Raw genomic sequence first — 23,658 nt, 5'->3', positions numbered from 1 at the left:
CCGCCGATCTGCGTCCGTTCGGTGGAATCGCGTCGGTGTTCTAGGGCGTACTGTCCAAAGTGATGTCCATCGCCGCAGTGACGCCGTCCTCGGGCACGATCCGCAATCGATAGGTGCCGCTCGTCGGGAGCGCCGGGAAGCTCAGGTCGCTGCTACCGGCGCTGGCGCTGAGCGATCTGTACGACTGTCCGTCAGGCCGATACAGCGCATAGGTCACCGACCGGCCGACCGGCGTGGTCGTCTGATTGGTCACCCGCAGCAAAACGCCCTGCCCGGCCGTGCCGCTGAAGGACAGTGTGGCGGTCTTGCCATGCCGGTCCAGCGCGATCGACTGCGGGACATCCCACGCCAAGGTGCCGACGACGGTGCTGGATACCGAGGCGGTCATAGCGAAACTCTGGTCTTCCGACGAAGGAACGACCACGACGCCGTAGCGTCCGGCTTGGGCGGCGTCGATGGAGAATCCGCAGCCGTAGGTACGGAAGCAATTCGTGTTGGAGAAAACCTTGCTGCCATCCGGACGATAGAACGTCGCGTAGACCCAAGCGAAGCCGTTGCCTGACAGTGCGATCTGATCGAGTCCGACATCGAGCTTTTGCCCGGCCTGCGCATCGAACCAAAAGAAAATGCCCGCGCCGGGCGGACCCGCAGCGAACGTGCGACTGCTGTCCACGGCCACTGACGTGCCGGTGGACAAGGCGACGGTGGTGTCGATCGTCTGCCCATACTGCGGATCGACCACCACGCTGTATTGGCCGGTCGTCGGCAGGCTGCCCAGGCCGATCGCAGTACCGGTACGCGTCGATCCGGACGTAAGCAGGGTGCCATTTGGCTGGTAGACGCTGTAATAGCTGGTGCCATCCGCGGGCGTGGTCGCCTGGTTCTGCACCAGCACAGCGAGTTTGTCGCCCGCCTGCCCTTGGAAGCTCAACCGGGCATTCTGCCCGCGTCTGGCGACGGAGACGGCCAGCGGCGTGTCGCGCTGCAGGTTCAAGGCGAGATCGCTGGAAAGCGTTACGTCGTACGTTGCTGCCTGCTCCTCCTCTTGAGTGATCAGTACTGCGTACTTGCCTGCAGCAAGGTTGATGAGATCGAAATCGCAGCCGCCGCGCTCCACGTCGCAGTATCCGCTCGCCAGCGTGCTGCCATCGGCCTTGTAGACGGACGCAACAACGCGCTGCCACCCTGAGCCCACGATCTGGATGCCGCTGATGCCCAGTCCAAGGTTCTGCCCCTGACTAGCGATGAAGGAGAAGTGCTTGTATTGCGCCGGCAAGCGGGTCACCACATGCAACGGAGGGCCATCGATCGGCAGCGAGATCCCGGAGGAAAGGGTGATGTCCGATTCCAGCGGGCTTCCGGTCCGACTCTCGACCTGGATTGCATACTCGCCAGACGTCGGAATATTGATCAGATTGATCGCATCGCCAACCTTGATGGTCGCCGTCCTCCAGACAGCGCCATTTGGCCGCAACACGCGATACACCACATCGCGACCGGCGGGTAGCGTCGTCTGCGCCGCGATCAGCAGCATCAGCGACTCGCCTGCCTGCGCCTGGAAGCGCAGCCGCGCATTCTGCCCATACCGCGCCAGCGCCAGATGCAACGGCTGATCGCGGGTCAGCTGATCCAGCAATTCGGAAGAAAGCACAGCGCGGAACTGGATCGTCTGGCTCGTCGAGGCCGGTGTCGCCACCACGCTGTAGCGTCCCGCCAAGGTGTTCCTCAGCGGCAACGAACAGCCATCCTGGACGTAGCAGCTGCCGCTGTACAAGGTCGTACCGTTCGGACTGTAGACGGCGATATTGAAGTAATTGCCCGAACTCACCCCAATGTCGGTGATCCCCAGCCCCAGATTCTGGCCGGCCTGGGTATCGATGGAGAAATGCACGCCCTGCCCTGCCGGCGTCTGATAGCTGCCACCTGCGCCGTCCAGTTCGACATTGCCGTCCTGGCCCGTGGAGAGTTTCAAGCGGGCCGACCACAACGCGCCGCCCGCCGGATCGACGAACACCCGATAGCTTCCCGTCTCAGGGAGATTGGGCAGGGTCAGAATGACATTGCCGCTGGCCGTTACGTTCTTCCACAACGCGCCGTTCGGCCGATACACCGCATAGACCACGTCGCGGCCTGCAGGCCTGGTCACGACGTCGGCGGCGAGCAAGGCCAGGCTCTCGCCGGCGGTCCCGGTGAACGTCAGGCGCGCGTTCTGGGCGTAGCGCGAGATGTCCACGGAACTCGACGCATCTTTCTGCAGGAAGCCGGCGACCTCCGTGGACAGGGTCACCTTGAACGCGATGCTCTGGGAGCCCGATTGCGGACTCACGGTCACACCATAGTTGCCTGCGGCGAGATTCAGCAGATTGAATGCGCAGCCGCTGGAGGCATAGCACGTCGCGGTCGTGAGCGTGGAACCATTGGGGTTGGCGATCTTGACGCTGACGTAGGTCCCGTTGCTCAGGACGAGGTCACTGAGCCCCAATCCCAGGTTCTGCAAGGCCGACGCGCTGAAGCTGAAGAAGGCGCTCTGACCAGCATTTGTCTTGTACTCGCCGCTGCTGCCATCCAGTTGCAACCCGCCCGCGCTCCCGGCCGTCACCAGCACCTTGGCGGACATGGTCGCGCCATGGCGCGGATCCACGAACAACCGGTAAGTCCCGGCGACAGGCGTGTTCATCGTCAGGGTGCCCGAACCGGAGACCGCCATCGACGACAACGCCGTGCCATCGGGCCGGTACACGCGGTAGTAGACCGCGCCGTTCGCCGGCGTCGTGGTCTGCTCCGACACCTGAACCGCCAATGCCTCGCCGGCACCGGCCTGGAACGACAGCATGGCGTTCTGCCCGCGCCGGCCGATGCCGACCTGGCTGACCGCATCCCGCGTCAAGGCAAGCCCCAGGTCGGTAGACAGGGTCGCCTTGAAGCGCATCGTCTGCGTCGTCGTGGCAGGCGCGACCAGGACGCCGTAACGTCCCGCCGCCAGTTCCGGCAGATTCACATCGCATCCGTCGTTGGCCACCTCGCAGGCGGCGCCGGCCATCGGCGTGCCAGCGGGGCCATAGAGGGTGAGGTTGAGCGGGCCGCTTTCGTTGGACTGCAGCTCGCTGATGCCAAGCCCCAGGCTCTGCCCGGCGGTCGCGGAAAAGGTGAAGTACACGCTGTCGCCCGGCAGTTGCGTGGCGAATGCGCCGGTGGCGCCATCGATCCAGCCACCGCCACCGCTCGTGTCTCCGGTGCTGAGCCGCGTCTGCAACCGCACGGTTTCTCCGAAGCCGGGATCCACCAGCACCTGATAGGTGCCGCTGGTCCTGGCCGTCAGGTAGGTGGTGCCAGCCGCACGCACCGCCATCGACGCGACACTGGTGCCATCGGGCGCGTAAACGCGGTAGTACACATCGCGACCAGCCGGCACGGTGGTCTGCGCGGCCACGTGCAACGCGAAGGCATCGCCGGCCACGGCATCGAACGACAGACGCAGGTTCTGTCCTCGACGCGACGTTTCGGCCAGCACGTCCTGGTCTTTCGGCAATGCCTGCAACAGATCCGAGGACAGCAACAGATTCAGGCGCAGCGTGCGCGCACCGCTGGTGCCGGGCGTCAGCAGCACCTGATACACGCCGGTCCTGGGCGCGGCGATGTTGAGTGCGCAGCCGTTGTTGGCCTGATTGCAGTACTGATAGCCCAGATTGACGCCGTCGGCGTCGAAGACCTGCACCAAGGCGGTTCCCCAGCCGCTGCCGACCGGCGACTGCTCGGCCACCCCCAGCCCCAGCCGGCTCCCGGCCTGGGCCAGGAAGGTGTAGCGCTTCGATTGCGCGGCGACCGCGGTGGCAACGCCTGTTTCGGCGCCGTCCACTGCCAGGGCCCTGGACCGCTCCACGCTCATTTTCCAACTTGCCGTGGCCGTGCTCGGGGCGAACAGCAGCAGATAGGTGCCGCCGACCTTCAGCCGCGGCAGATGCAGGGTGGGCTGGTCGACGTTCACCAGCCCGCTGGCGATCTGCACGTTGTCGGTGCCGAACACGCGATAGTTCAGCGTGGTGGAGCCCAGCGCCTGAAACTGGGCACTGAGGTAGTCGCCAGCCATGCCGCTGACGAGGACCGCGGCGGACTTGCCCGCGGTCGCCATCGCGACATCGACGGCGGCGGCATCCACGGACAGCCGCGTCACTCCGGAAATATCAGCGGGCGACACACTGTTCGGCACCACCAGCACATCCTGGCTGCTCGTGGCGCTGCCGTAGGGCGTGGTCACGGTCACCGGCCCGCTGCCGCTCCTGTCCGGCACCGGAAAGACCAGGCGCGTGCCGGTGGCGCTCGACAGCACCGCGGTCTTGCGATCCAGCTTCGCCGTGGTCTGCCCGGCGACCGGCACCAGATTCTGTCCATCGACGGTGATCGCCGTACCGGCGCTGGCGATCAACGGCGATACGCCCGTAATGGCCGGCTGACGGAGGTTGGCATCGACCACGAACTGCTGCGCACTGCTCGCGCTCTGCCCGGACACGGTCACGGAGATCGGGCCGGTACTGGCATTGGCAGGCACGAGCACGGTCAACTCGCGTGCGCTGGCAGCCACCACCGTGGCCGCCTGTCCATTGAAGGCCACGCTGTTGGCGGACGCCGCGGTGGAAAACCCCTGCCCCTGGATCAGCACGCGATCGCCGGCCGCACCGCGCGCCGGACTGAAGCCCAGCACCGCCAGGGTTCCGCTGGAGACGCGTTCGACGGCGGTGATATTGCCCATCGTGTCGTAGCGATAGCGGGCACTTGCGCCGGCATCGTTGCTGACCGCGACCAGACGCCCCTGCGCGTCGTAGACGTAGGAGGTGGCGCCAGAGGTGCAGGCCAGAAGGGTCAGCAGCAAGGCCGCCACCGTTCTGCCCACGAGGCGCCGCCAACCGCGCGCGGATGCATGCGCCGCCTGCTTCAGCAAACCCACGACCGAGCCCATTCCTGCGCCGCGACGTTCCATGCTCTCATCCCTGAAGACTGGCCACGTTGGCCGGCTGTCCGTATGCTGACCTTGCTTCGTGCATTCAGCGTGGATATAGATATCCGACAGCGGGGACAGGAGTCAACAGCGTCATGCCAAGGAACCGGCGTCATCACATCGTCATCTGCATGCGCCTGTGGTCGGCCGCCCTCGTCCTGGCGCTGACCGGGTGTGGTGGCGGCCGGCACGACACGGCGGCGGCCCGGATCGCGCTTGGCCAGGCGCTGTTCCACGACACGCGGCTCAGCGCGGACGGCAAGACCAGTTGCGCAAGCTGCCATCGCGCCGAGTTGGCCTATACCGACGGTGCCGCGGTGTCCACCGGGACGGGCGGCCAGCGCGGCACACGCAACGCGCCCAGCCTGCTCGACAGCCGCTTCATGACGCACTTTTTCTGGGATGGGCGCGCAGCGATGCTGGAGGACGCGGTCCTGCAGCCATTGACCAACCCGCGCGAGATGGGCCTGCCCGATCGGCAGGCCGTGCTGACCCACCTCGCCCGCGACCCGCGCTACGCCGCACTGTTGCATGCGGCCTCCGGCGAGGACGGCGGCGACATCCAGGTCGTGGCCGCCGCGCTCGCCGCCTACATCCGCGCGTTGCCGGCACCGCCGACCCGCTACGAGACCTCTCGGACGACGCATGGCGCGCAAGCCTCGCTGAGCGAGGACGAACGCGAGGGATTGGCGCTGTTTTCCGGCAAGGCCGGCTGCGTCGATTGCCACCGGCTGGACGGCACACCTGCGACCACGAGCGATCAGCGCTTCCATCATGCCGGCATCGGCTTCAACCAGGTCGCCGGCAACGTCGCCGCCCTGCTCGTCGTGCTGGAGCGGCAGAAACGCGAAGGCCGGAGCCTGGGCGATTCCATCCTCTCCGACGTTCGCGTGGCGGAACTGGGGCGCTTTGCGGTGACGCGGGCGCCGCAGGATCTGGGCGCCTTCCGCACCCCGTCGTTACGGACGGTGGCCGATACCGCGCCCTACATGCACGACGGCAGCATCGCCGATCTGCCGTCCGCGGTGGAACACGAGGTCTACTATCGTAACCTCGCCCGCAATCGACCGATCAGCCTGACCGCGGAGGAGAAGCACAAGCTGGTGCTGTTCCTGCAGGCCCTGTCCAGTACCGACGCGGCGCCGCGCTAGGAACCAGTGCGAGGCGCGCTGTTCGCCGGCTCCATCACGTCCACGTCCTGCTGCGAGGCGAGCTTGCCATCGAGCGTCACCTCCAGCATGTAACGCCCCGGCGGCCAGCCGGCCGCGTTGTCGAAACGCAGCGACTGGACCTGATCGGAGCCGGTCACGGCACGCTCCACCAGCCCGACCTGGCGACCATCGCGCAGGTCCAGCAACCGCGCTTTCAGGACCTGTCCCTGGGCGGCTCCGCTCAGGGCGACGTAGGCCAGGATCGGCGCATCGCTGGTCTGCGGCACGGGTCTGCCGTCGCGCATCGCGCCGATCCGGACCTCGACGACGTGCAGCGGTTGCGCCGCCGTGGCCGGAGTCTGCTCCGGTGCCTGCCGCTGGCACGCCCCCAGGCTCAGCAGCGCCGGCAGCACCATCCAACACACCATCCTTTTCGCGTTCATCATCCCTGTGTCCTCCCTGATCGGCGATTGCCATTGCGATGCACGCCCTAAGGCCGCATCCTTCCTCGCGGACGCACGGGGGCGAACCGCCCCGTGCGCTTCGCTTCGCGTCAGCCCTGCAACCGCGCCAGCACCGCGCGCGTGACCGGATCGGCAACCTCGGTGGACTGGCCCTGCAGCGCCGGCAGCAGCTGGCTGGCCAGTTGCTTGCCCAGTTCGACGCCGAACTGGTCGAAGGCGTTGATGCCCCAGACCACCGACTGCACGTACACGCTGTGCTCGTACATGGCGATCAGCGCGCCCAGCGCCTGCGGGGTCAGCGCGTCGAGCAGGATCAGCGTGCTCGGGCGGCCGCCCGGGTAGTCGCGGGCCGGATCGTCGCTGCCCTGCCCGTTCGCCAGCGCCTCGGTCTGCGCCAGCAGGTTGGCCAGCAGCGCCTGGTGGTTGACGGTATACGGGTCGTCGTTGCGGATGCAGCCGATGAAGTCGGCCGGCACGATGCTGGTGCCCTGGTGCAACGCCTGGAAGAAGCTGTGCTGCACGTCGGTGCCGGCGCCGCCCCACCACACCGGCACGGTATCGGCCTCGACCGGGCTGCCGTCCAGCCGCACGCGCTTGCCCAGGCTTTCCATCACCAACTGCTGCAGGTAGGCCGGCAGCAGCGCCAGGCGCTGGTCGTAGGTCATCACCGCCTGCGTCGCGTAGCCGAGCAGGTCGCGGTTCCACAGCGTGGTCAGGCCGTGCAGCACGGCCACGTTGCGCTCCAGCGGCGCGTTCAGGGCGTGCGCGTCGAACTGCGCGGCACCGTCCAGCAACTGTTCGAAGGCGTCGGCGCCGATCGCCAGCGCGATCGGGAAGCCCACCGCCGACCACAGCGAGTAGCGGCCGCCGACCCAGTCCCACATCGGCAGCACGCGGCCGGCGGCGATGTCGAAGGCCTTGGCGGCGCGTTCGGGATTGGCACTGACCGCGTACAGGCGCTCGCTGCCGCCCAGCCAGTCGCGCAGGATCTGGCCGTTGAGCAGGGTTTCCTGGGTGCCGAAGGTCTTGGAGATCAGCACGCCGGCGGTGCGCGCCGGGTCCAGCGTGGCCAGGGTGCGCTGCATCGCCGCGCCGTCCACGTTGGAGACGAAGTGCACGCGGAAGCGCGCGCCGGTGACCGGACGCAGCGCATCGGCGACCAGGCGCGGGCCCAGATCGGAGCCGCCGATGCCGACGCTGACGATGTCGGTGACCTCGGTCTGCGCCAATGCATCGATCAGGGCGCGCATGCGCTGCTGCACCTCGCGCGCGCTGGCGTGGGCCTGGCTGGCCACCGGCGCACCGGTGAGGTCGCCGCGCAGCGCGGTGTGCAACGCGGCGCGGCCCTCGGTGACGTTGACCGTCTCGCCGCGGAACAGGCGCTGGAAGGCGCCGGCCAGGTCGTGGTCGGCGGCCAGCGCGAGCAGCGCGTCGAGCGCGGCGCGGTCGTACTTCTGCCGCGCGAAATTGAAGTACAGCGGTCCGACCTGCAGCGCCAACGTCTCGGCACGGCCGGGTTCGGCCGCCAGCAGGTCGGGAAGGCGCGCCCCGCGCAGGCGCTGGGCGTGGGAATGCAGTGCGTCGAAACCGGTGGACTGTGTCATGCGGCCTGCTTTGGGATGCTGTGGTTGGTGTGGGTGATCTTGTTCTTGCCGTCCACGTAGACCAGGGTCGGCTGGAAGCGCGCGGCTTCCTCCTCGCTCATGCCGGCGAAGGCGGCGATGATGATCAGGTCGCCGACCTGCACGTGGCGCGCGGCGCCGCCGTTGAGCGAGATGATGCCGCTGCCCTCGTCGGCGCGGATCGCGTAGGTGCTGAACCGCGCACCATTGGTCACGTCCCAGATGTGCACCTGCTCGAACTCGCGGATGCCGGTCGCGTCCAGCAGCAGCCCGTCGATGGCGATCGAGCCCTCGTAGTTCAGCTCGGAATGGGTGACGGTGGCGCGGTGGATCTTGGTCTTCAACAGGCTCAGTTGCATGGCACGGGACTGCGGTCAGGAAAGACGCGCAGTTTAGCAGCCGAGGGGTTAGCTGGCGGTGGTGAGAGCCCGCCTCAACTGGCCGTAAGAGCGGCTTCAGCCGCGGCAGGCCTTACCGCGAAGCTGGTCGCGGCCGAAGCCGCGCCTATGCCGGCAGCGGTGGCCTGCCTTGCTCAGAATTCCAGGTTGTCGATCAGCCGGGTGCGGCCCAGGCGCGCGGCGATCAGCGCCACGCGCGGACCGCGGCCGTCCTGCGGCTCGCTCAGGTCGGGCGCGCGCAGCACGCTGTAGTCGACCTCGAAGCCGGCCGCCTGCAGCTGCGCGGTTGCCGCGGCCTCCACCTCGGCGCGCGGGCGCCCGGCCAAGTGGGCCTCGCGCATCGCCAGCAGGGTGCGATGGATGTGCGTGGCACGCGGCCGCTCCTCGGCCGACAGGTACTGGTTGCGCGAACTCATCGCCAGGCCGTCGGCCTCGCGCACGATGCCGCCGCCGAGGATCTCGATCGGGAACGCCAGGTCGGCCACCATCTGCCGGATCACCGCCAGCTGCTGGTAGTCCTTCTTGCCGAACGCGGCCAGGTCCGGCTGCACCTGGTTGAACAGGCGCGCGACCACGGTGCACACGCCATCGAAATGGCCGGGCCGGCAGGCGCCTTCCAGCACCTCGCTGACGCCCGGGGTATGCATGCGCAGCGCCAGCTCCACGCCCAGCGGATACATGCTCTCCACCGTCGGCAGCCACAGCACGTCGCAGCCGGCGCCTTCCAGGCCGCTGGTGTCGGCTTCCGGGGTGCGCGGATAACGGGTGAAATCCTCGTTCGGGCCGAACTGGGTCGGGTTGACGAACACGCTGGACACCACGCGGTCGGCGTATTGCCGCGCCAGCATCACCAGCGAGAAATGTCCGGCATGCAGGTTGCCCATGGTCGGCACGAAGGCCACGCGCAGGCCCTGCCGCTTCCAGCCGGAAACGGTGGCGCGCAGCCGGGCCAGGTCGGTGATGGTCTCGATCATTTGGCGTAGGCGTGTTCGGCGTCGGGGAAGGTACCGGCGCGCACCGCGTCGGCGTAGGCGCGCACCGCCCCGGCGATGGAACCGCCTTCGGCCAGGAAATCCTTGACGAAGCGCGGGCGGCGGTGGCCGCTGTCCAGACCGAGGAAATCGTGCATCACCAGCACCTGGCCGTCGCAATCGGGGCCGGCGCCGATGCCGATGGTGGGGATCCCGATCTCGGCGGTGATCCGCGCGGCCAGCGGCGACGGCACGCATTCCAGCACCAGCAGCGCGGCGCCGGCCGCGGCGACCGCCTTGGCGTCGGCGAGCAACTTGGCCGCGGCGGCCTCCTCGCGCCCCTGGATCTTGTAGCCGCCGAAGGTCAGCACCGACTGCGGGGTCAGGCCCAGGTGCGAGCACACCGGGATGTCGCGTTCGCTGAGGAAACGGATCACGTCCAGCTTGTGGCCGGCGCCCTCCAGCTTGACCATCTCCGCACCGGCCTGCAGCAGCCGGGTCGATGCGTCCAGCGCGCGCTCGGGCGTGGCATCGGACTGGAACGGCAGGTCGGCGACCAGCAGCGCGCGTTGCAGCACCCGCGCCACCGCCGCGGTGTGGTAGACGATGTCGTCCACGGTCACCGGCAGGGTCGAGTCGTGGCCCTGCACCACCATGCCCAGCGAATCGCCGATCAGGATCAGGTCCACGCCATTGGCGTCGAACGCACGCGCGAAGCCGGCGTCGTAGGCGGTCAGCATCACCAGCTTCTGCTGGCGGCGCTTGGCCTCGGCCAGGGCGGGAACGGTCCAGGGCTTGCTGTCGGCGTGGCTGCTCATAAGCTCATGTGCTGCGGTAATGAGCCGAGCATTATCTACCGATTGGCACGATCCCGCCGGTTTCGATGCGGTCGCGGACGTCACGCACCGTTCCATGCCCCGGAACGATTGCCTCGGCGGCGATCTCGGCCAGCGGCAGCAGGACGAAGGCACGCTCGTGCAGGAACGGATGCGGCACCTGCAGCCCGGGCAGGTCGATCACCGCCTCGGCGTACAGCAGCAGGTCCAGGTCCAGGGTGCGCGGGCCCCAGCGTTCGCCGGGCAGGCGCTGGCGGCCGTGGCGGCTTTCCAGGTCCAGCAGCGCCTGCAGCAACGCCGGCGCCGGCAGCGTGGTGGCCACCAGCGCCGCGGCGTTGATGAAGTCCGGCTGGTCCTCGCGGCCCCAGGCCGGGCTGCGGTACAGCTGCGAGGCGCGCAGCAGGCGGGTCTGCGGCAAGGTATCGAGCGCGGCCAGGGCCGCGCGCAGGGTCGCGGCGGCGTCGCCGAGGTTGCCGCCCAGGCCGATGCAGGCCTGGACCGGCGTCTCCACAACGGCGCTCACTCGAGGGGCGCGGTGGCGTCCGGACGGCGGCGCCGGCGCCGGCGGCGCTTGGGGGTCTCTTCGCTGTCGGCAGGCGGCGCGAACGCCAGCTCGTCACCGGCGTAGTCCACGTCCGGATCGAAGCCGCGCGGCGGCGGCGCATAGCCGGGCTGCTGCTGCAGTTCGCGCCAGTAGGCGATGTCGGCCGCATGCTCGTCGGAGGCCGACTGGCGCACGATCAGGAAGTCGAACGCGGCGCGGAAGCGCGGATGCGACAGCGTGCGCACCACCCGCTTCTTCTGGCGCGAGGTGAAGCGCGACTGCAGCAGCCAGATCTCCTGCATCGGCAGCGAGAAGCGCCGCGGCAGCGCCACGGTGCTCAGCTGGTGCAGGGTCACCCGGTCGGCGGCGCGGCGCTGCGCCTCCTCCATCTGCATGCCCTGCTTCTGCAGGGTCATCAGCGCGCGGCAGTAGGCCGGCCACAGCAACAGGGCGAACAGGAACGCCGGCGACACCGGCTCGTCGTTGGCGACGCGGGCATCGGTGTTGCGCAGGCCTTCGATCAGCATCCGCCGCAGCGCGCCGCTGCGGTTGGAACGCAGCGCCGCCGCACTCTCCGGGAACAGCGCGGCGAGCAGGCCGTGCCGCTCCAGGCCCTCGAAGCTGGCCACGCCGTGGCCGGACAGGAACAGCTTGAGCACTTCCTCGAACAGCCGTGCCGGCGCGGCCTCGGCCAGCAGCCCGGCCAGGCGCGGGATCGGCTCGGCGGTGCCGGCCTCGATCTCGAAGTCGAGCTTGGCCGCCAGGCGCACCGCGCGCAGCATGCGCACCGGGTCCTCGCGGTAGCGCTGCTCGGGATCGCCGATCAGCTTCATCAGCCGCGCCTGCACGTCCTCGAAGCCGCCGGTGTAGTCGCGCACCGAGAAGTCCTCGATCGCGTAGTACAGGGCGTTGCAGGTGAAGTCGCGGCGTACCGCGTCGTCCTCGATGCTGCCGTAGACGTTGTCGCGGACCAGGCGGCCGTTATCCACCTCGCGGTCGCCGCTGCCGTCGTCGACGTTGGCGCGGAACGTGGCGACCTCGATGATCTCGCGGCCGTAGACCACGTGCGCCAGGCGGAAGCGGCGGCCGATCAGGCGGCAGTTGCGGAACAACTGCTTGACCTGCTCGGGGGTCGCGTCGGTGGCGACGTCGAAGTCCTTGGGCTGCACCTGGACCAGCAGGTCGCGGACTGCGCCGCCGACCAGGTACGCGCCGAAGCCGGCCTCGCGCAGCCGGTACAGCACGCGCAGGGCGTTGGGGCTGATGTCCTTGCGCGAGATGGGGTGCTGATCGCGCGGGATCGCGCGCAGGGTGAATGGCGATGGAACTGGCGGATTGATGATGGCGCTTCCGTATCGGGTTGCGGGATTGCCGAAGGGCGGCGAGACCCATATACTAGCGCGCTGCAATCGACGCGACCAAACGCTCCCTTCGTCTAGTGGTTAGGACGTGGCCCTCTCAAGGCTAAAACAGGGGTTCGAGTCCCCTAGGGAGCGCCATCCTCGCCTCGCCTGCAGCGCGACACAGCAAAAACCCCGCCCTGGCGGGGTTTTTTGCGTTTCGGGGACCGGCAGCGGCCGGCAACGCCGCATCCTGGGAGGCCGGACGCCAAGCGCCATCGCCCCAGGCGGCTGCGCACGTCGGTCAGCGTTTCGAAGAACCCGAGGCCCGCGCGCTGGCCCAAGCGCTGGGCGCGATCGGGTCGACGCAGATCCGCATGCAGGCCACGGCCAGTCCGCCGCCCGGCTGGTCCGCGCCGAATCAGTGCGCAGGCTGCCCGGCTGCGATGGCGACCGGAGGCGACGCGGTCTCCGCCACCGCATCGTGCGCATGCAGGCTCTCCAGATGCCGCACCTGCACCTGCACCTCGGCATAGCGCGCGCCCAGCGCCTGCTGCAGGCGCCGCGCGGCGTCCTCCACGTACATCAGGTTCTCGCCGTTGCGGCGTGCGAACGCCTGTTCGTCGGCGCGGCGCACCGCCGCCTGCACCGGCGTGGCCAGGGCCTGCTCGGCCAGCGCGATCAGGGCCTCGGCGTCGAAGCGCACCGCGCGCGCCGACACGCCCACCCGCACCGAGGCCACGCTGCGCTGGCTGTGCGGGGTGGCATGGCTGCCGTGCCGGAGCAGCCAGTCCGCGACCGCTTCGCGCGACAGCGAGGCCTGGTCCAGGTGCTGCTGCACGAAGGCCTCGCTGAGCAGTTGCCGCGCCAGCGCCGCCGAACAGGGGCAGGTCGAGGAATACAGCAGCTCCACGCCCAGTCCCAGGCGGACCACGCCGCCGCGCAGTTCGGCGTCGATCCGCAGCGGATACGCCCTCCACCCCGCCAGCCCCGGGCTGCGCAGCGCCGGACGGCGACGCAGCAGTTCCAGGCGCAGCGACACCCGTGCCGCGGTCGAGGCGCAGTCGGCATGGCTGTGCACCATCGCCCGCAGCAACTGCGACAGCCGCGACGGCGACAGCGGCTGCTCCGCGGCTTCGTCGAGCAGGCGGTACAGCCGCGACATATGGATGCCCTTGACCTGGGCCGACGGCAGGTCGACGGCGAGCGCGGCCTGCGCCGGCACTGCCGTCGCACTTCCGCCCTCGCCCGTCTCCAGGCAGATCGGCAGCGCGATGCCGTCCATGCCGACCCAGTTCAGGGGAGCGGCGATCTCCGAAGGTTCGTCGGCGGCGACATCGGGCAACGGCAAGGGTGTCTGCAGGTTCATCGGATCGACTGGAGCAGCAAGGGGCGAGGGAAAGGTAAAGAAGCCAAGCTTTCAATTGTTATAAAATAACATACCCAACTCGCACCGAGAGGAGCGCTCATGGCCCGCCTCAGCCGTTAGCGGTGCCAGGCCCTTTCGTCGGGCCGGTGTGGGCTGCCGTGTCCGGCTGGATCGCGTGGACCTGCTTGCGCGGCTTGCCCGTACCCTCATCCGCCCTGCGGAGCACCTTCCCCTGAGAAGGGGGCCATGGTCCCGAGGGGAGAAGGGAGAAGCCAAAGCCCCTCTCCCACCGGGAGAGGGGTTGGGGTGAGGGTACGGAGCGCGCAGCGCCCTCGCCGCTTTGCCAATGCCTTCAACCGCTCGCTGCAGACGCATCGACCCGGACGCGGCACGCGCGCCGCGCGCGCCAGCCTCCGCCTCAGCCCTGCATCTGCTCCAGTTCCTTGCCCTTGGTCTCGTACACGTAGCGCAGCACGAAGAACACCGACAGGAACGCGGCCACGGTGTAGATGCCGTAGGCGCCGGCCAGGCCGATGCTGCCGAGCAGGACCGGGAAGGTCACGGTGATGGCGAAATTGGACATCCACTGCGCCGCGCCGGCCACCGCCAGGCCGGAACCGCGGATCTGGTTGGGAAACATCTCGCCCAGCATCACCCACATCACCGGGCCCCAGGACATGTTGAAGAAGACCACGTAGACGTTGGCGGCGATCAGCGCCAGCCGGCCCATGCCCGGCGACAGCGCCAGCTTGCCGGCCGCATCCAGCGAGGCGCTGGCGAAGGCGATGGTGACCAGCGCCAGCGACACCGCCATGCCGGCCGAACCGATCCACAGCAGCGGCTTGCGCCCGATCCGGTCGATCAGCACCACCGTGACCAGGCAGGCGCCGATGCTCAGCGCGCCGGACAGCACGTTGATCAACAGCGCATCGCTCTCGGAGAAGCCCACCGCCTGCCACAGCACCGCGCCGTAATAGAACACCACGTTGATGCCGACCAGTTGCTGGAACGTGGCCAGGCCGATGCCGATCCACACGATCGGGCGGACCTTGCCGGTGACCTTGCTGACCAGGTCCGACAGGCGCGGCTTGTGCTGATCGGCCGACAGCGACCCGGAGATCTCGATCAGCTTGGTCTGCGCGGCGGCAGCACCGTACAGACGGGTCAGCACCGCCAGCGCCTGCTCGCGGCGGCCCTTCACCACCAGGAAGCGCGGGCTTTCCGGAATCGCCAGCAACAGCAGCAGGAACGCCGTGGACGGCAGCGCCTGCATCCAGAACATCCAGCGCCAGGCCGGCTGGCCCAGCCACAGCGCCTCGGTGGACGCACCAGCGGCCTTGGCCAGCAGGTAGTTGCTGAGGAAGGCGCAGAACAGGCCGCCGATGATGGCGATCTGCTGCACCGTGGCCAGGCGCCCGCGGTAGCGCGCCGAGGCGACCTCGGCGATGTAGGCCGGCGACATCACGCTGGCCGCGCCCACCGCGAAACCGCCCATCATCCGCGCCAGCACGAACACCGCCGAGTTGTGCGCCGCGCCGGCGCCCAGCGCCGACACCAGGAACAGCGCCGCCGACACGATCAGCACCGTGCGCCGGCCCCAGCGGTCGGCCAGCGAGCCGGCCAGGAACGCGCCGACCGCACAGCCCAGCAACATCGAGGCGACCTCGAAGCCGGTGCCGGCGGAACTGGACTGGAAGGCCGCCTTGAGGCCGTCGACGGTGCCGTTGATGACGCCGCTGTCGAAGCCGAACAGGAAGCCGCCGATGGTGGCGACGCAGCTGATCAGGATGATGAGGCGGGTGTTCTCGCCGGCGTCGGCGTGGCGATCGATCGGAACACTGGACATGGATTCACCTGGTGGCGTGCAAGAGGAAGACGGCCGGCGCGCGGAAGCAGCATGCGCGACGGCGGCACCGGGCCGCCGCCGCGCACCGGTTCAGCGCAGCAGGTACTGGTTGATCAGGTTCTCGTAGGCTTCCTGGCGGCCGCTGCGCTGGGTCGGCTCGCCGGCCTGCGCGGCGTGCGCAGCCAGGTCGGCCAGCGTGCTCTTGCCGGCGGCGAAGGCCGCGCCGGCGCCGCTGTCGAAGCTGGCGTAGCGCTCGCGGCGCCACTGTTCCAGCGGCGAGGCGGTCAGCAGCGCATGGGCGACTTCCAGGCCGCGCGCGAACGCGTCCATGCCGCCGATGTGGGCGATGAACAGGTCCTGCGGATCGGACGACTCGCGGCGCACCTTGGCGTCGAAGTTGAGCCCGCCCGGAGCCAGCCCGCCCTGCCGCAGCACCACCAGCATCGCCCCCACCGTGTCGTACAGGTCGACCGGGAACTGGTCGGTGTCCCAGCCGTTCTGCGGATTGCCGCGGTTGGCGTCGATGCTGCCGAGCAGGCCGGCGTCGCTGGCCACCTGCAGGTCGTGCTCGAAGCTGTGCCCGGACAGCGTGGCGTGGTTGGCCTCGATGTTGAGCTTGAAGTCCTGGTCCAGGCCGTACTGGCGCAGGAAGCCGACCACGGTGGCGCTGTCGAAGTCGTACTGGTGCTTCATCGGCTCCATCGGCTTGGGCTCGATCAGGAAATTGCCCTTGAAGCCGATGCTGCGCCCGTAGTCGCGGGCCAGGGTCAGGAACCGCGCCAGGTGCTCCTGCTCGCGCCGCATCTGCGTGTTGTGCAGGCAGGCGTAGCCTTCGCGGCCGCCCCAGAAGACGTAGTTCTCGCCGCCCAGCTCCACGGTCGCCTCCAGCGCGGCCTTGACCTGCACCGCCGCACGCGCGACCACGTCGAAGTCCGGGTTGGTCGCCGCACCGTTCATATAGCGCGGGTGCGAGAACAGGTTGGCGGTGCCCCACAGCAGCTTGACCCCGGTCTCGGCCTGGCGCTGCCTGGCGATACCGACCATGTGCTTGAGGTTTTTTTCATACTGGCCCACGTCCTCGGCGTCCGGCGCCAGGTCGACGTCGTGGAAGCAGTAGTACGGCACACCGAGCTTGGTGAAGAACTCGAATGCCGCATCGGCCTTGGCCTCGGCCCGGCCCAGCGCATCGCTGCCGGCATCCCAGGGATAGGCGCGCGTGCCCGGGCCGAACGGATCGGCGCCGTTGCCGCAGAAGCTGTGCCAGTAGGCCACGGCGAAGCGCAGGTGCTCGGCCATTGTCTTGTCGCCGATCTTCTTGTCGGCGTCGTAGACCTTGAACGCCAGCGGGTTGTCCGAAGCCTTGCCTTCGAACGGGATGCGGCCGATGCCCGGGAAGTACGCCTTGGCGCCGGTGTAGACGGAAGTGCTCATCACGAAGTCCTGGTGCGTTGCGGGGGAAGGGAAATCACGCGGCGTACAGCGGGCCGATGGCCTGCAGATGCCGCTGGAAGGTCTGGTAGTGCGCTTGATACTGCGCGCCGCGCTGCGCATCCGGCTGCGCGGACCGCGAGGCGTCGTCCTGCTGGTGCTGCAGCACCACCTCGGCCAGGCTGGCGCGCTCGCCCTGCGCCCAGCCATCGGCCCACAGCGCCTGCAGCGCGGCGCCGAACGCCGCGCCCTCCGCCTGCGCCGGCACGTGCACCGGCAGCCCGAACAGGTCGGCGATGAGCTGGCGCCAGCCGGCGCTGTTGCTGCCGCCGCCGGTCAGAGAGATCGCATCGAAGTGCAGCCCGGCATTGACGAAGGCGTCGAAGCCGTTGCGCAGGCTGTAGCTGGCGCCCTCCATCGCCGCGCGATAGAAATGCGCCGGCGTGCTGTTGTGCAGATCCATGCCGGTCAGGCAACCGCGCGCGGCCGGCAGGTTCGGGGTGCGTTCGCCGTTGAAGAACGGCAGCAGCACCAGTCCGTCGGCACCGGGCGCGGTGGCGGCGAGCAAGGCCTCGCCCTGCCCGGTCTTGATGCCGAACAGGCGCGCGATGGTCTCGGTGGCGACGGTGCAGTTCATGGTGCAGATCAGCGGCAGCCAGCCGCCGCTGGAGGAGCAGAACGCGGCCCAGCGCGCGTCGGGGTCCACCACCGGGCGCTCGGCATAGGCGAACAGCGTGCCCGAGGTGCCCAGGCTCATGCTCAGGCGTCCGGGCACCACATTGCCGGTGCCGATCGCCGCCATCATGTTGTCGCCGCCGCCGGTGGCCACCCGCACCTCGCGCGGCAGGCCCAGCGTCTGCGCCGCGGCGGCAGACAGGACGAAACTGGTCTCGGTCGGCACCAGCGGCGGCAGCGCCGCGGCCAGGTCGCGCTGCGGATCGATGGCCTGCAGGAGTGGCTCCGACCACTGCCGCGTGCGCACGTCCAGCCAGCCGCTGCCGGAGGCGTCGCCGACCTCGGCATAGCGCTCGCCGGTGAGCCAGAAATTGATGTAGTCGTGCGGCAGCAGTACCGAGGTCATCGCCGCGTAGGCGTCGGGGCGATGCTTGCGCGTCCACGGCAGCTTGGAGGCGGTGTAGCCGGCCAGGATCGGGTTGCCGGCCAGTTCCACGCAGCGCTGCGCGCCGCCGACCGCGTCCATGATCTCCTCGCACTCGCGCTGGGTGCTGGTGTCGCACCACAGCTTCACCGGCGCGGTGACCTGGCCCTGCGCATCCAGCGGCACGAAGCCGTGCTGCTGTCCGGACACCCCGATGGCCCGCACCTGCGCCCGCTGTTCCGCGCTCAGCGCGGCGAAGCAGGCGACGATGCCGTCGATCCACCACTGCGCCTGCTGCTCGCGGGTGCCGTCGTCGCGGCTGATCAGTTCCAGCGCGTGGCCGTGCGTGGCCACCACCTGCCTGCTGTCGGCATCGTAGGCGAGCAGCTTGACGCTCTGCGTCCCCACGTCCAGGCCGATGTACAGACTCATTGCCGCACCTGCCACGTCTTGCGCACCGCCAATTCCATCGTCGCTCCAGAAGAAAGGTCGGCGCACGCGGATGGCGCGCCAGGGGCAGAGTGTAGTGCGCGAGGCGCCTGTGGTTCCGTCGCGCATGATGCCGGCCACCATCGCGCCAGGCCAGCGCGATGCGTGCTGCACTGCAAGATCGCGGCGGATGGGGTTGGGATGCAGTCAGGTCTGGGAGACGACGGGACGCGTCTCCCTTCTTCCACCGGGAGAAGGTGCCCCGCAGGGGCGGATGAGGGTACGGGCGTAGCTAGCGTCAGGTAACGACTTGCGGTGGTTGTTGGCACGAGGGCTTCGCTCCGTACCCTCACCCCAACCCCTCTCCCGAGGGGAGAGGGGCTAGAACGCGCCGCGGCTATTTCCTTGCCATCGCCAGGACGACGCCTTTGCGTTGGAGCATGCGCTTCGCTGCATCGCGACCCACGCCGTACGCCACGACCGCCGGCATGCGGCAATCGGCCTTGGCAATCCCTCGTGTGTCGCCCCAGGCTCATCCGGCCTGCGCCGCGGCGGCATGGCCGGTGCCGCTGCGCGACACTTCAAGGGGCTGGCCGCTGTACTCCACGCTCGCGTCGGCCTTGGGTTCGAGCGCACCGGCATCCGCGCGTGGACCATCGACGAAGCGCACATGGATGCTGCGCCGTGCCTGCATGCCCGGCCAGCGGCCCTCGCGCGCGCCGATGCGCAGCACGCCGCTGGCCTGATCCCACTGCAACGGGATGCGGCTGAACTCGCCCTTCTCGTAGCCATAGCCGGTGCCATCGTCCTCGTACAGCGAGAAGCGGCCGTCGGCGCCGGTGTAGACCACCACGGTCAGCGGCGCATCCGGGACCTGGTCGACGTACTGCTGCACGGGGGTCATCGGCACGATGGCGCCGGCGCGCACGAACAGCGGCATGCGCTGCAGCGGCGCGGCGGCGTCGATGGTCTGGCCGCCGGTGTGGCGCGCGCCGCTGTTGAAATCGACCCAGTCGGTGCCCGCCGGCAGGTAGACCTTGCGCGAGGTCGCGCCGAAGCGGGTCACCGGCGCCACCAGGAACGCCGGCCCGAACAGGTATTCGTCGTCGATGTCGGCGACGTTGGGGTCGTGCGGGAAGTCCATCGGCAGGCCGCGCATCATCACCCCGTCGTGGTGATAGGTGTCGCCGGCGAGCGTGTAGATGTAGGGCAGCAGCGCGTAGCGCAGGCGGCTGTAGTAGGCCATGCTGGCGTAGTACGGCGTGCCTTCCGGCGCGATGTTCCAGATCTCGCGGTACGGGAACTGGCCATGCGAGCGGAACAGCGGCACGAAGGCGCCGAACTGGAACCAGCGCGTGTTGAGCTCGCGCCACTCGGGCAGATGCGCCGGATCCTGGCGTTCGTAGCGCTTCTCCACGGCGAAGCCGCCGATGTCGAAGGTCCAGTTCGGCAGGCCCGACATCGACACGTTGACACCGGCGGAGATCTGCTCGCGCATGTCCTCCCAGCGCGAGGCGATGTCGCCGCTCCACACCGCCACGGCATTGCGCTGGATGCCGGCGTAGCCCTTGCGCGACAGGATGAACACGCGCTTGCCATCGGCGGCGCGATCGCCGGCGTAGACGCCGTGGGTGTGCGGCAACGGATAGGAATTGAAGAACTCGGTGGACGGCCCCAGCGCGGTCGGCGTGGTCCGCGCCTTGCGCTCGGCGATGTCCAGGTTGGAGTGCACGTCGGGCTCGTCGGCGTCCAGCCACCAGGCGTCGATGCCCTTGCGGTTGAGCTTTTCGTCGATCTGCCGCCAGTAGATCGCCTGTGCGTCGGCCGCGTACGGGTCGTAGAAGGCGTTGGTGTAGCCCTTGCCGATCCAGTCCAGTTCGCCCACGGCGACGTTGCGCCGGTAGATGTGCCCGGCCGCGTCCAGTTCCTTGTAGTGGTCCGTGCTCGGGTAGAACTTCGGCCAGACCGAGATCATCAGCTGCGCATGGCTGGCGTGCACCGTTTTGACCATGCCGTCCGGATCGGGGAAACGGCTGCGGTCGAAGTCGTGCGAGCCCCAGGCGTTCTCCGGCCAGTACGACCAGTCGAGCACGATGTTGTCGATCGGCAGCTGGCGCCGGCGGTACTCGGCCAGCGCACCGAGCAATTCGTCCTGGGTCTTGTAGCGCTCGCGGCTCTGCCAGAAGCCGTAGGCCCACTTCGGCAGCAACACCGCCTTGCCGGTCAGTTGCCGGTAGCCGGCGATGACCTGGTCGGCGTTGGCGCCAGCGACGACGTAGTAGTCGATCATCTGCCCCGCTTCGGACCACAGCGACAGGTCGCCGGCCTCGGCCGCCGGGAGCGGGTCGCGATGCAGCAGCGCGATGTAGCTGGGGTCGATCAGGTCCCACTCGACCTTCAGGGTATGCCGCTGGCCGGGCTGCAGCTGCAACGCGAACTCGTGGTGCCAGGGGTTCCAGTTCTGTCGCCAGCGGTCGACGAGCAGCTTGCCGTCGACCCATAGCCGGGCGTATTCGCTGGCATACAGCGAGAAAGTGTGCGTGCCGCCGCGCTCGGCCTCGATCTGGCCTTCCCAGCGCACCTGGATGCGGCGCTTGTCGCCGGGCTTGGCCGCGGCGGGAAACTTGGCCAGGTCCTTGATGTACTGGTAGTCGATATCGGACTCGCGGCGCTCCAGCACCGGCTTGCCGTCGATCGCGTAGTGCGCGGTGAGCGCGCCGGGCTTGCCTTGCGCGTCGTAGAGGCGCAGCGACGCCGGCAGCGGCTGCAGCCCGCGCGGATCGCCGAAGCGGGTGATCGCATTGTTGTCCCAGAGGATGCCGTAGTTGCGGCTGGAGACCAGGAACGGCACCGCCATGTCGAGATTGCTCTGCAGCAGCTCAATGTCGTGGCCCTTCTGGTTCATCCAGCCCTGCTGGTGCTGTCCGAACCCGTAGAAGGCCTCGTCGCGCGGCGAGACGAAGCGCTGGCGCACGCTCAGGTAGTCGCGCCCTTCGACCTGCAACGGCGCGAAGCTGCGCCCGCCCGCCACTTCCGCCAGCAAGGGCGTGCCCTGCGCATCGGCGAAGCCGACATGGCCGTCGACGGTGGATACCTGCGCGGTCAACCTGGCGGTCTTGAGTTGCACCGTCTCGCCGTGTTGCTCCAGCGTAAAGCCGGTGTCGCCCTGCACCGGCACCCGCATCAGGCTGGGCGTGCGCTGGAACGCGCCGGTCGGATCGGCACTGACCCGGACGATGCCGCGGTCGATCACCTGCAGCCGCACCGGCGCCGCGCCCTTGGCGCTGGGACGCACGGTGACGCCGTCGGCCTCGCGGATCACCTGCTGCGCAGCGGCGGACGCGGTGACAAGCGATAGCGACAGCAGCAACAGGCGTGGCAACGATGGCGGCAGGTGACGGTTCGCGTTGTGCATGTTCACTCCCTTGGATGGTCACGCAGCACGGCGCCACGGGCGCCGCCGCGTCGTCAGTAGGTCGCCAGCGTGACGCGCAGCAACTGCGGCACGTCGGAGAAGTTGAGCCCGTAATCGGTCTGGTCGCCGTTCCAGTTGCGCCGGAACCGCCAGTGTTCGCCCTCGTAGACGCCCTCCTCGACCCGGTCGTAGAGCATGTTGGCGGTCGCCGCGCTGGCCGGATGCAGGGTCACCCGCGCGTGCTGGGCGGTGATCAGGAAGGTGTCCGGCCCCAGTTCGGCGATCAGCGCCGCGCCGATCGGCGCGGGATTGCCGGGCGGCTCGCCCTGGAACCAGAACTGCGGCACGCCGTAGGTGATGGTGGCACTCCAGCGCGCGTTGAGCGGCAGTTCCTGCACCGCCTGGCCCGGCGCCTCGGCGGTGCCGTGCAACTTGCCCACTGCCGCAGCCTTGGCGAAGACGCGCATGCCCATGCCCACCGCACGGTAGCCCAGCGCGAACGGCGCCAGCGCCTGCGCGTCCACGCGCTTGGCGCCGAGCGGATAGTTGGAGTAACCGCTGTAGTCGATGCCGAAGGTCGACCAGCCGATGCCGTCGTGGCCCAGCGCCGCATACAGATAACGCGCGTACTCGGGGCGGTTGCCGGTCTCGGCGACGAACAGCGCGTTGTCCGTCCGCGCATAGCGCTGCAGCACCGTGGTGTACAGCGGGTACTCCGGCATGTAGATGTCCGGCGCCAGCAGATCGATGTGCGGCGCCGCCGCCTTCCACACGTCCAGCACGTTGTCGGTGGGACCCCCGCTGGCGTACTGCCCGGGCTGGCCGGGATTGAATGGGCCGTGCAACGCCGCGTTGACGTAGATCGGCAAGGGATATGCGGCCTTGCCGGCCTCGGCGACGCGGTCGATGAAGCGGGCGATGTGCCAGGCGTGGAAGATCTCGTCGGCATCGGCATCGAACACCTGTGCCCAGTTGCCCGGCGGCTTGCCGAGCCGCTGCAGCAAGTCAGGCGGTACCGGACCCTCGAACACGCGTTGCGCCATCGGCGAGAAGTCGCGCGCGCTGCCATAGGTGCCCGGCTCGTTCTCCGCCTGCACCATGATCACGGTGCGCTGCGGATCGGCCTGGCGCAGGTGCCGCATGAAAGCGACGAAGGCCTTGCGGTCGGCCTCCAGCGTGGCCGCCGCCAGCGGCGACAGCGAGCCAAGACGACGCCCGTCGCGCGCGACCACGCGCGGAAAACGCGCATCGTCGGTCTTGACCCAGTGCGGCGCGTAGTTGGGGCCGTTGTTCTTCCAGGTGCCGAACCACAGCAGCACCAGGCGCACCCGCTGCGTGCGCGCCTGCGCCAGCAGCGTGTCGACGAAGGAGAAATCGAAACGGCCCTCTTCCGGCTCCACCTGTTCCCAGGCGATCGGCACCTGCACGGTGTTCGGCCCCAGCGCACGGATCGCCGGCCACACCTGCGCCAGCGCCGCAGGATAGTTGCTGGAATTGTTGACCTGCGCGCCGAGGATCAGGAATGGCGCGCCGTCGACCAGCAGCGCATGACGGCCGTCGCTGCTGACCAGACGCGGGATCGGTACCTGTGCCGGCGCCGATGGCGCACTGGTGGCGGCTACAGCGCGCGCATGGGCCGGCGGTGCATCCGGCGCGGCCTGGCAGGCGGCCAGCAGCAACGACAGCAGGCACTGCAGCCCCCATCCGCAACGCGCGGCGCGCAGCCGCGATCCGGTGCCTGCCACGTGGCGCG

Annotated in this window: 15 protein-coding genes and 1 tRNA gene; 2 read left to right on the top strand and 14 right to left on the bottom strand. The window is 68.9% G+C overall.

Annotation, left to right across the window (positions count from 1 at the left end):
* Positions 1-40: 40 nt before the first annotated feature.
* On the bottom strand, positions 41-4,975 hold the full coding sequence (locus tag FHR66_RS07720) for an IPT/TIG domain-containing protein (RefSeq protein WP_160968965.1): 4,935 nt from the start codon (positions 4,973-4,975) through the stop codon (positions 41-43).
* A 26-nt stretch (positions 4,976-5,001) separates the two neighbouring features.
* Here FHR66_RS07720 and FHR66_RS07715 point away from each other — a divergent pair, with 26 nt between their 5' ends.
* Entirely contained in the window at positions 5,002-6,144 is a 1,143-nt protein-coding gene (locus tag FHR66_RS07715; protein ID WP_160968963.1) for a cytochrome-c peroxidase, read from the top strand.
* Here the strand turns inward: FHR66_RS07715 and FHR66_RS07710 are convergent.
* From FHR66_RS07710 to pcnB, 7 genes are all read right to left on the bottom strand, one after another.
* Positions 6,141-6,560: a hypothetical protein gene (locus FHR66_RS07710; protein WP_160968961.1), complete on the bottom strand. Its 420-nt coding sequence runs from the start codon at positions 6,558-6,560 to the stop codon at positions 6,141-6,143. The genes FHR66_RS07715 and FHR66_RS07710 overlap by 4 nt on opposite strands.
* A gap of 137 nt (positions 6,561-6,697) precedes the next feature.
* A complete protein-coding gene (pgi, locus tag FHR66_RS07705) occupies positions 6,698-8,212 on the bottom strand; it encodes a glucose-6-phosphate isomerase (RefSeq protein WP_167087632.1) in 1,515 nt (504 codons plus the stop codon).
* Positions 8,209-8,589, bottom strand: a complete 381-nt coding sequence (panD, locus tag FHR66_RS07700) for an aspartate 1-decarboxylase (RefSeq protein WP_160968957.1) — start codon at positions 8,587-8,589, stop codon at positions 8,209-8,211. Before panD ends, pgi begins: the two co-directional genes overlap by 4 nt.
* A gap of 173 nt (positions 8,590-8,762) precedes the next feature.
* A complete protein-coding gene (gene panC / locus FHR66_RS07695) occupies positions 8,763-9,602 on the bottom strand; it encodes a pantoate--beta-alanine ligase (protein ID WP_160968955.1) in 840 nt (279 codons plus the stop codon).
* Positions 9,599-10,417 carry a 3-methyl-2-oxobutanoate hydroxymethyltransferase gene (panB, locus tag FHR66_RS07690; protein WP_160968953.1) on the bottom strand — a complete coding sequence of 273 codons (819 nt, stop codon included), beginning with the start codon at positions 10,415-10,417 and terminating at the stop codon, positions 9,599-9,601. The genes panC and panB overlap by 4 nt, the downstream gene beginning before the upstream one ends.
* A 31-nt stretch (positions 10,418-10,448) precedes the next feature.
* Positions 10,449-10,958 (bottom strand): 2-amino-4-hydroxy-6-hydroxymethyldihydropteridine diphosphokinase, encoded by a 510-nt coding sequence (gene folK, locus FHR66_RS07685; protein WP_160968951.1) that lies wholly within the window; start codon positions 10,956-10,958, stop codon positions 10,449-10,451.
* On the bottom strand, positions 10,955-12,373 hold the full coding sequence (gene pcnB, locus FHR66_RS07680; protein ID WP_160969037.1) for a polynucleotide adenylyltransferase PcnB: 1,419 nt from the start codon (positions 12,371-12,373) through the stop codon (positions 10,955-10,957). Before pcnB ends, folK begins: the two co-directional genes overlap by 4 nt.
* 30 nt (positions 12,374-12,403) lie before the next feature.
* On the opposite strand from pcnB, the gene FHR66_RS07675 reads away from it, so the two are divergent.
* Positions 12,404-12,478, top strand: a tRNA-Glu gene (locus FHR66_RS07675).
* 262 nt (positions 12,479-12,740) lie between these two features.
* On the opposite strand, the gene folE2 is transcribed toward FHR66_RS07675, so the two are convergent.
* The 6 genes from folE2 to FHR66_RS07645 form a co-directional block, all read right to left on the bottom strand.
* Positions 12,741-13,688, bottom strand: coding sequence for a GTP cyclohydrolase FolE2 (gene folE2, locus FHR66_RS07670; protein WP_160968949.1), 948 nt, complete (start codon positions 13,686-13,688; stop codon positions 12,741-12,743).
* Between the two features lie 418 nt (positions 13,689-14,106).
* On the bottom strand, positions 14,107-15,534 hold the full coding sequence (locus FHR66_RS07665; protein WP_160968947.1) for a sugar porter family MFS transporter: 1,428 nt from the start codon (positions 15,532-15,534) through the stop codon (positions 14,107-14,109).
* A 90-nt stretch (positions 15,535-15,624) separates the two neighbouring features.
* Positions 15,625-16,965 carry a xylose isomerase gene (xylA, locus tag FHR66_RS07660; protein ID WP_167087630.1) on the bottom strand — a complete coding sequence of 447 codons (1,341 nt, stop codon included), beginning with the start codon at positions 16,963-16,965 and terminating at the stop codon, positions 15,625-15,627.
* A gap of 34 nt (positions 16,966-16,999) precedes the next feature.
* Positions 17,000-18,493, bottom strand: a complete 1,494-nt coding sequence (gene xylB / locus FHR66_RS07655) for a xylulokinase (protein WP_167087628.1) — start codon at positions 18,491-18,493, stop codon at positions 17,000-17,002.
* A 529-nt stretch (positions 18,494-19,022) separates the two neighbouring features.
* Positions 19,023-21,905 (bottom strand): TIM-barrel domain-containing protein, encoded by a 2,883-nt coding sequence (locus tag FHR66_RS07650; RefSeq protein WP_160969618.1) that lies wholly within the window; start codon positions 21,903-21,905, stop codon positions 19,023-19,025.
* A gap of 53 nt (positions 21,906-21,958) precedes the next feature.
* Positions 21,959-23,650: a DUF5597 domain-containing protein gene (locus tag FHR66_RS07645; RefSeq protein WP_343160689.1), complete on the bottom strand. Its 1,692-nt coding sequence runs from the start codon at positions 23,648-23,650 to the stop codon at positions 21,959-21,961.
* Positions 23,651-23,658: the final 8 nt, after the last annotated feature.

This window comes from Xanthomonas sp. F4 (genome assembly GCF_011761895.1).
The sequence above is the reverse complement of the archived record's forward strand: the minus strand, read 5'-3'. Positions and strand labels throughout refer to the sequence as shown.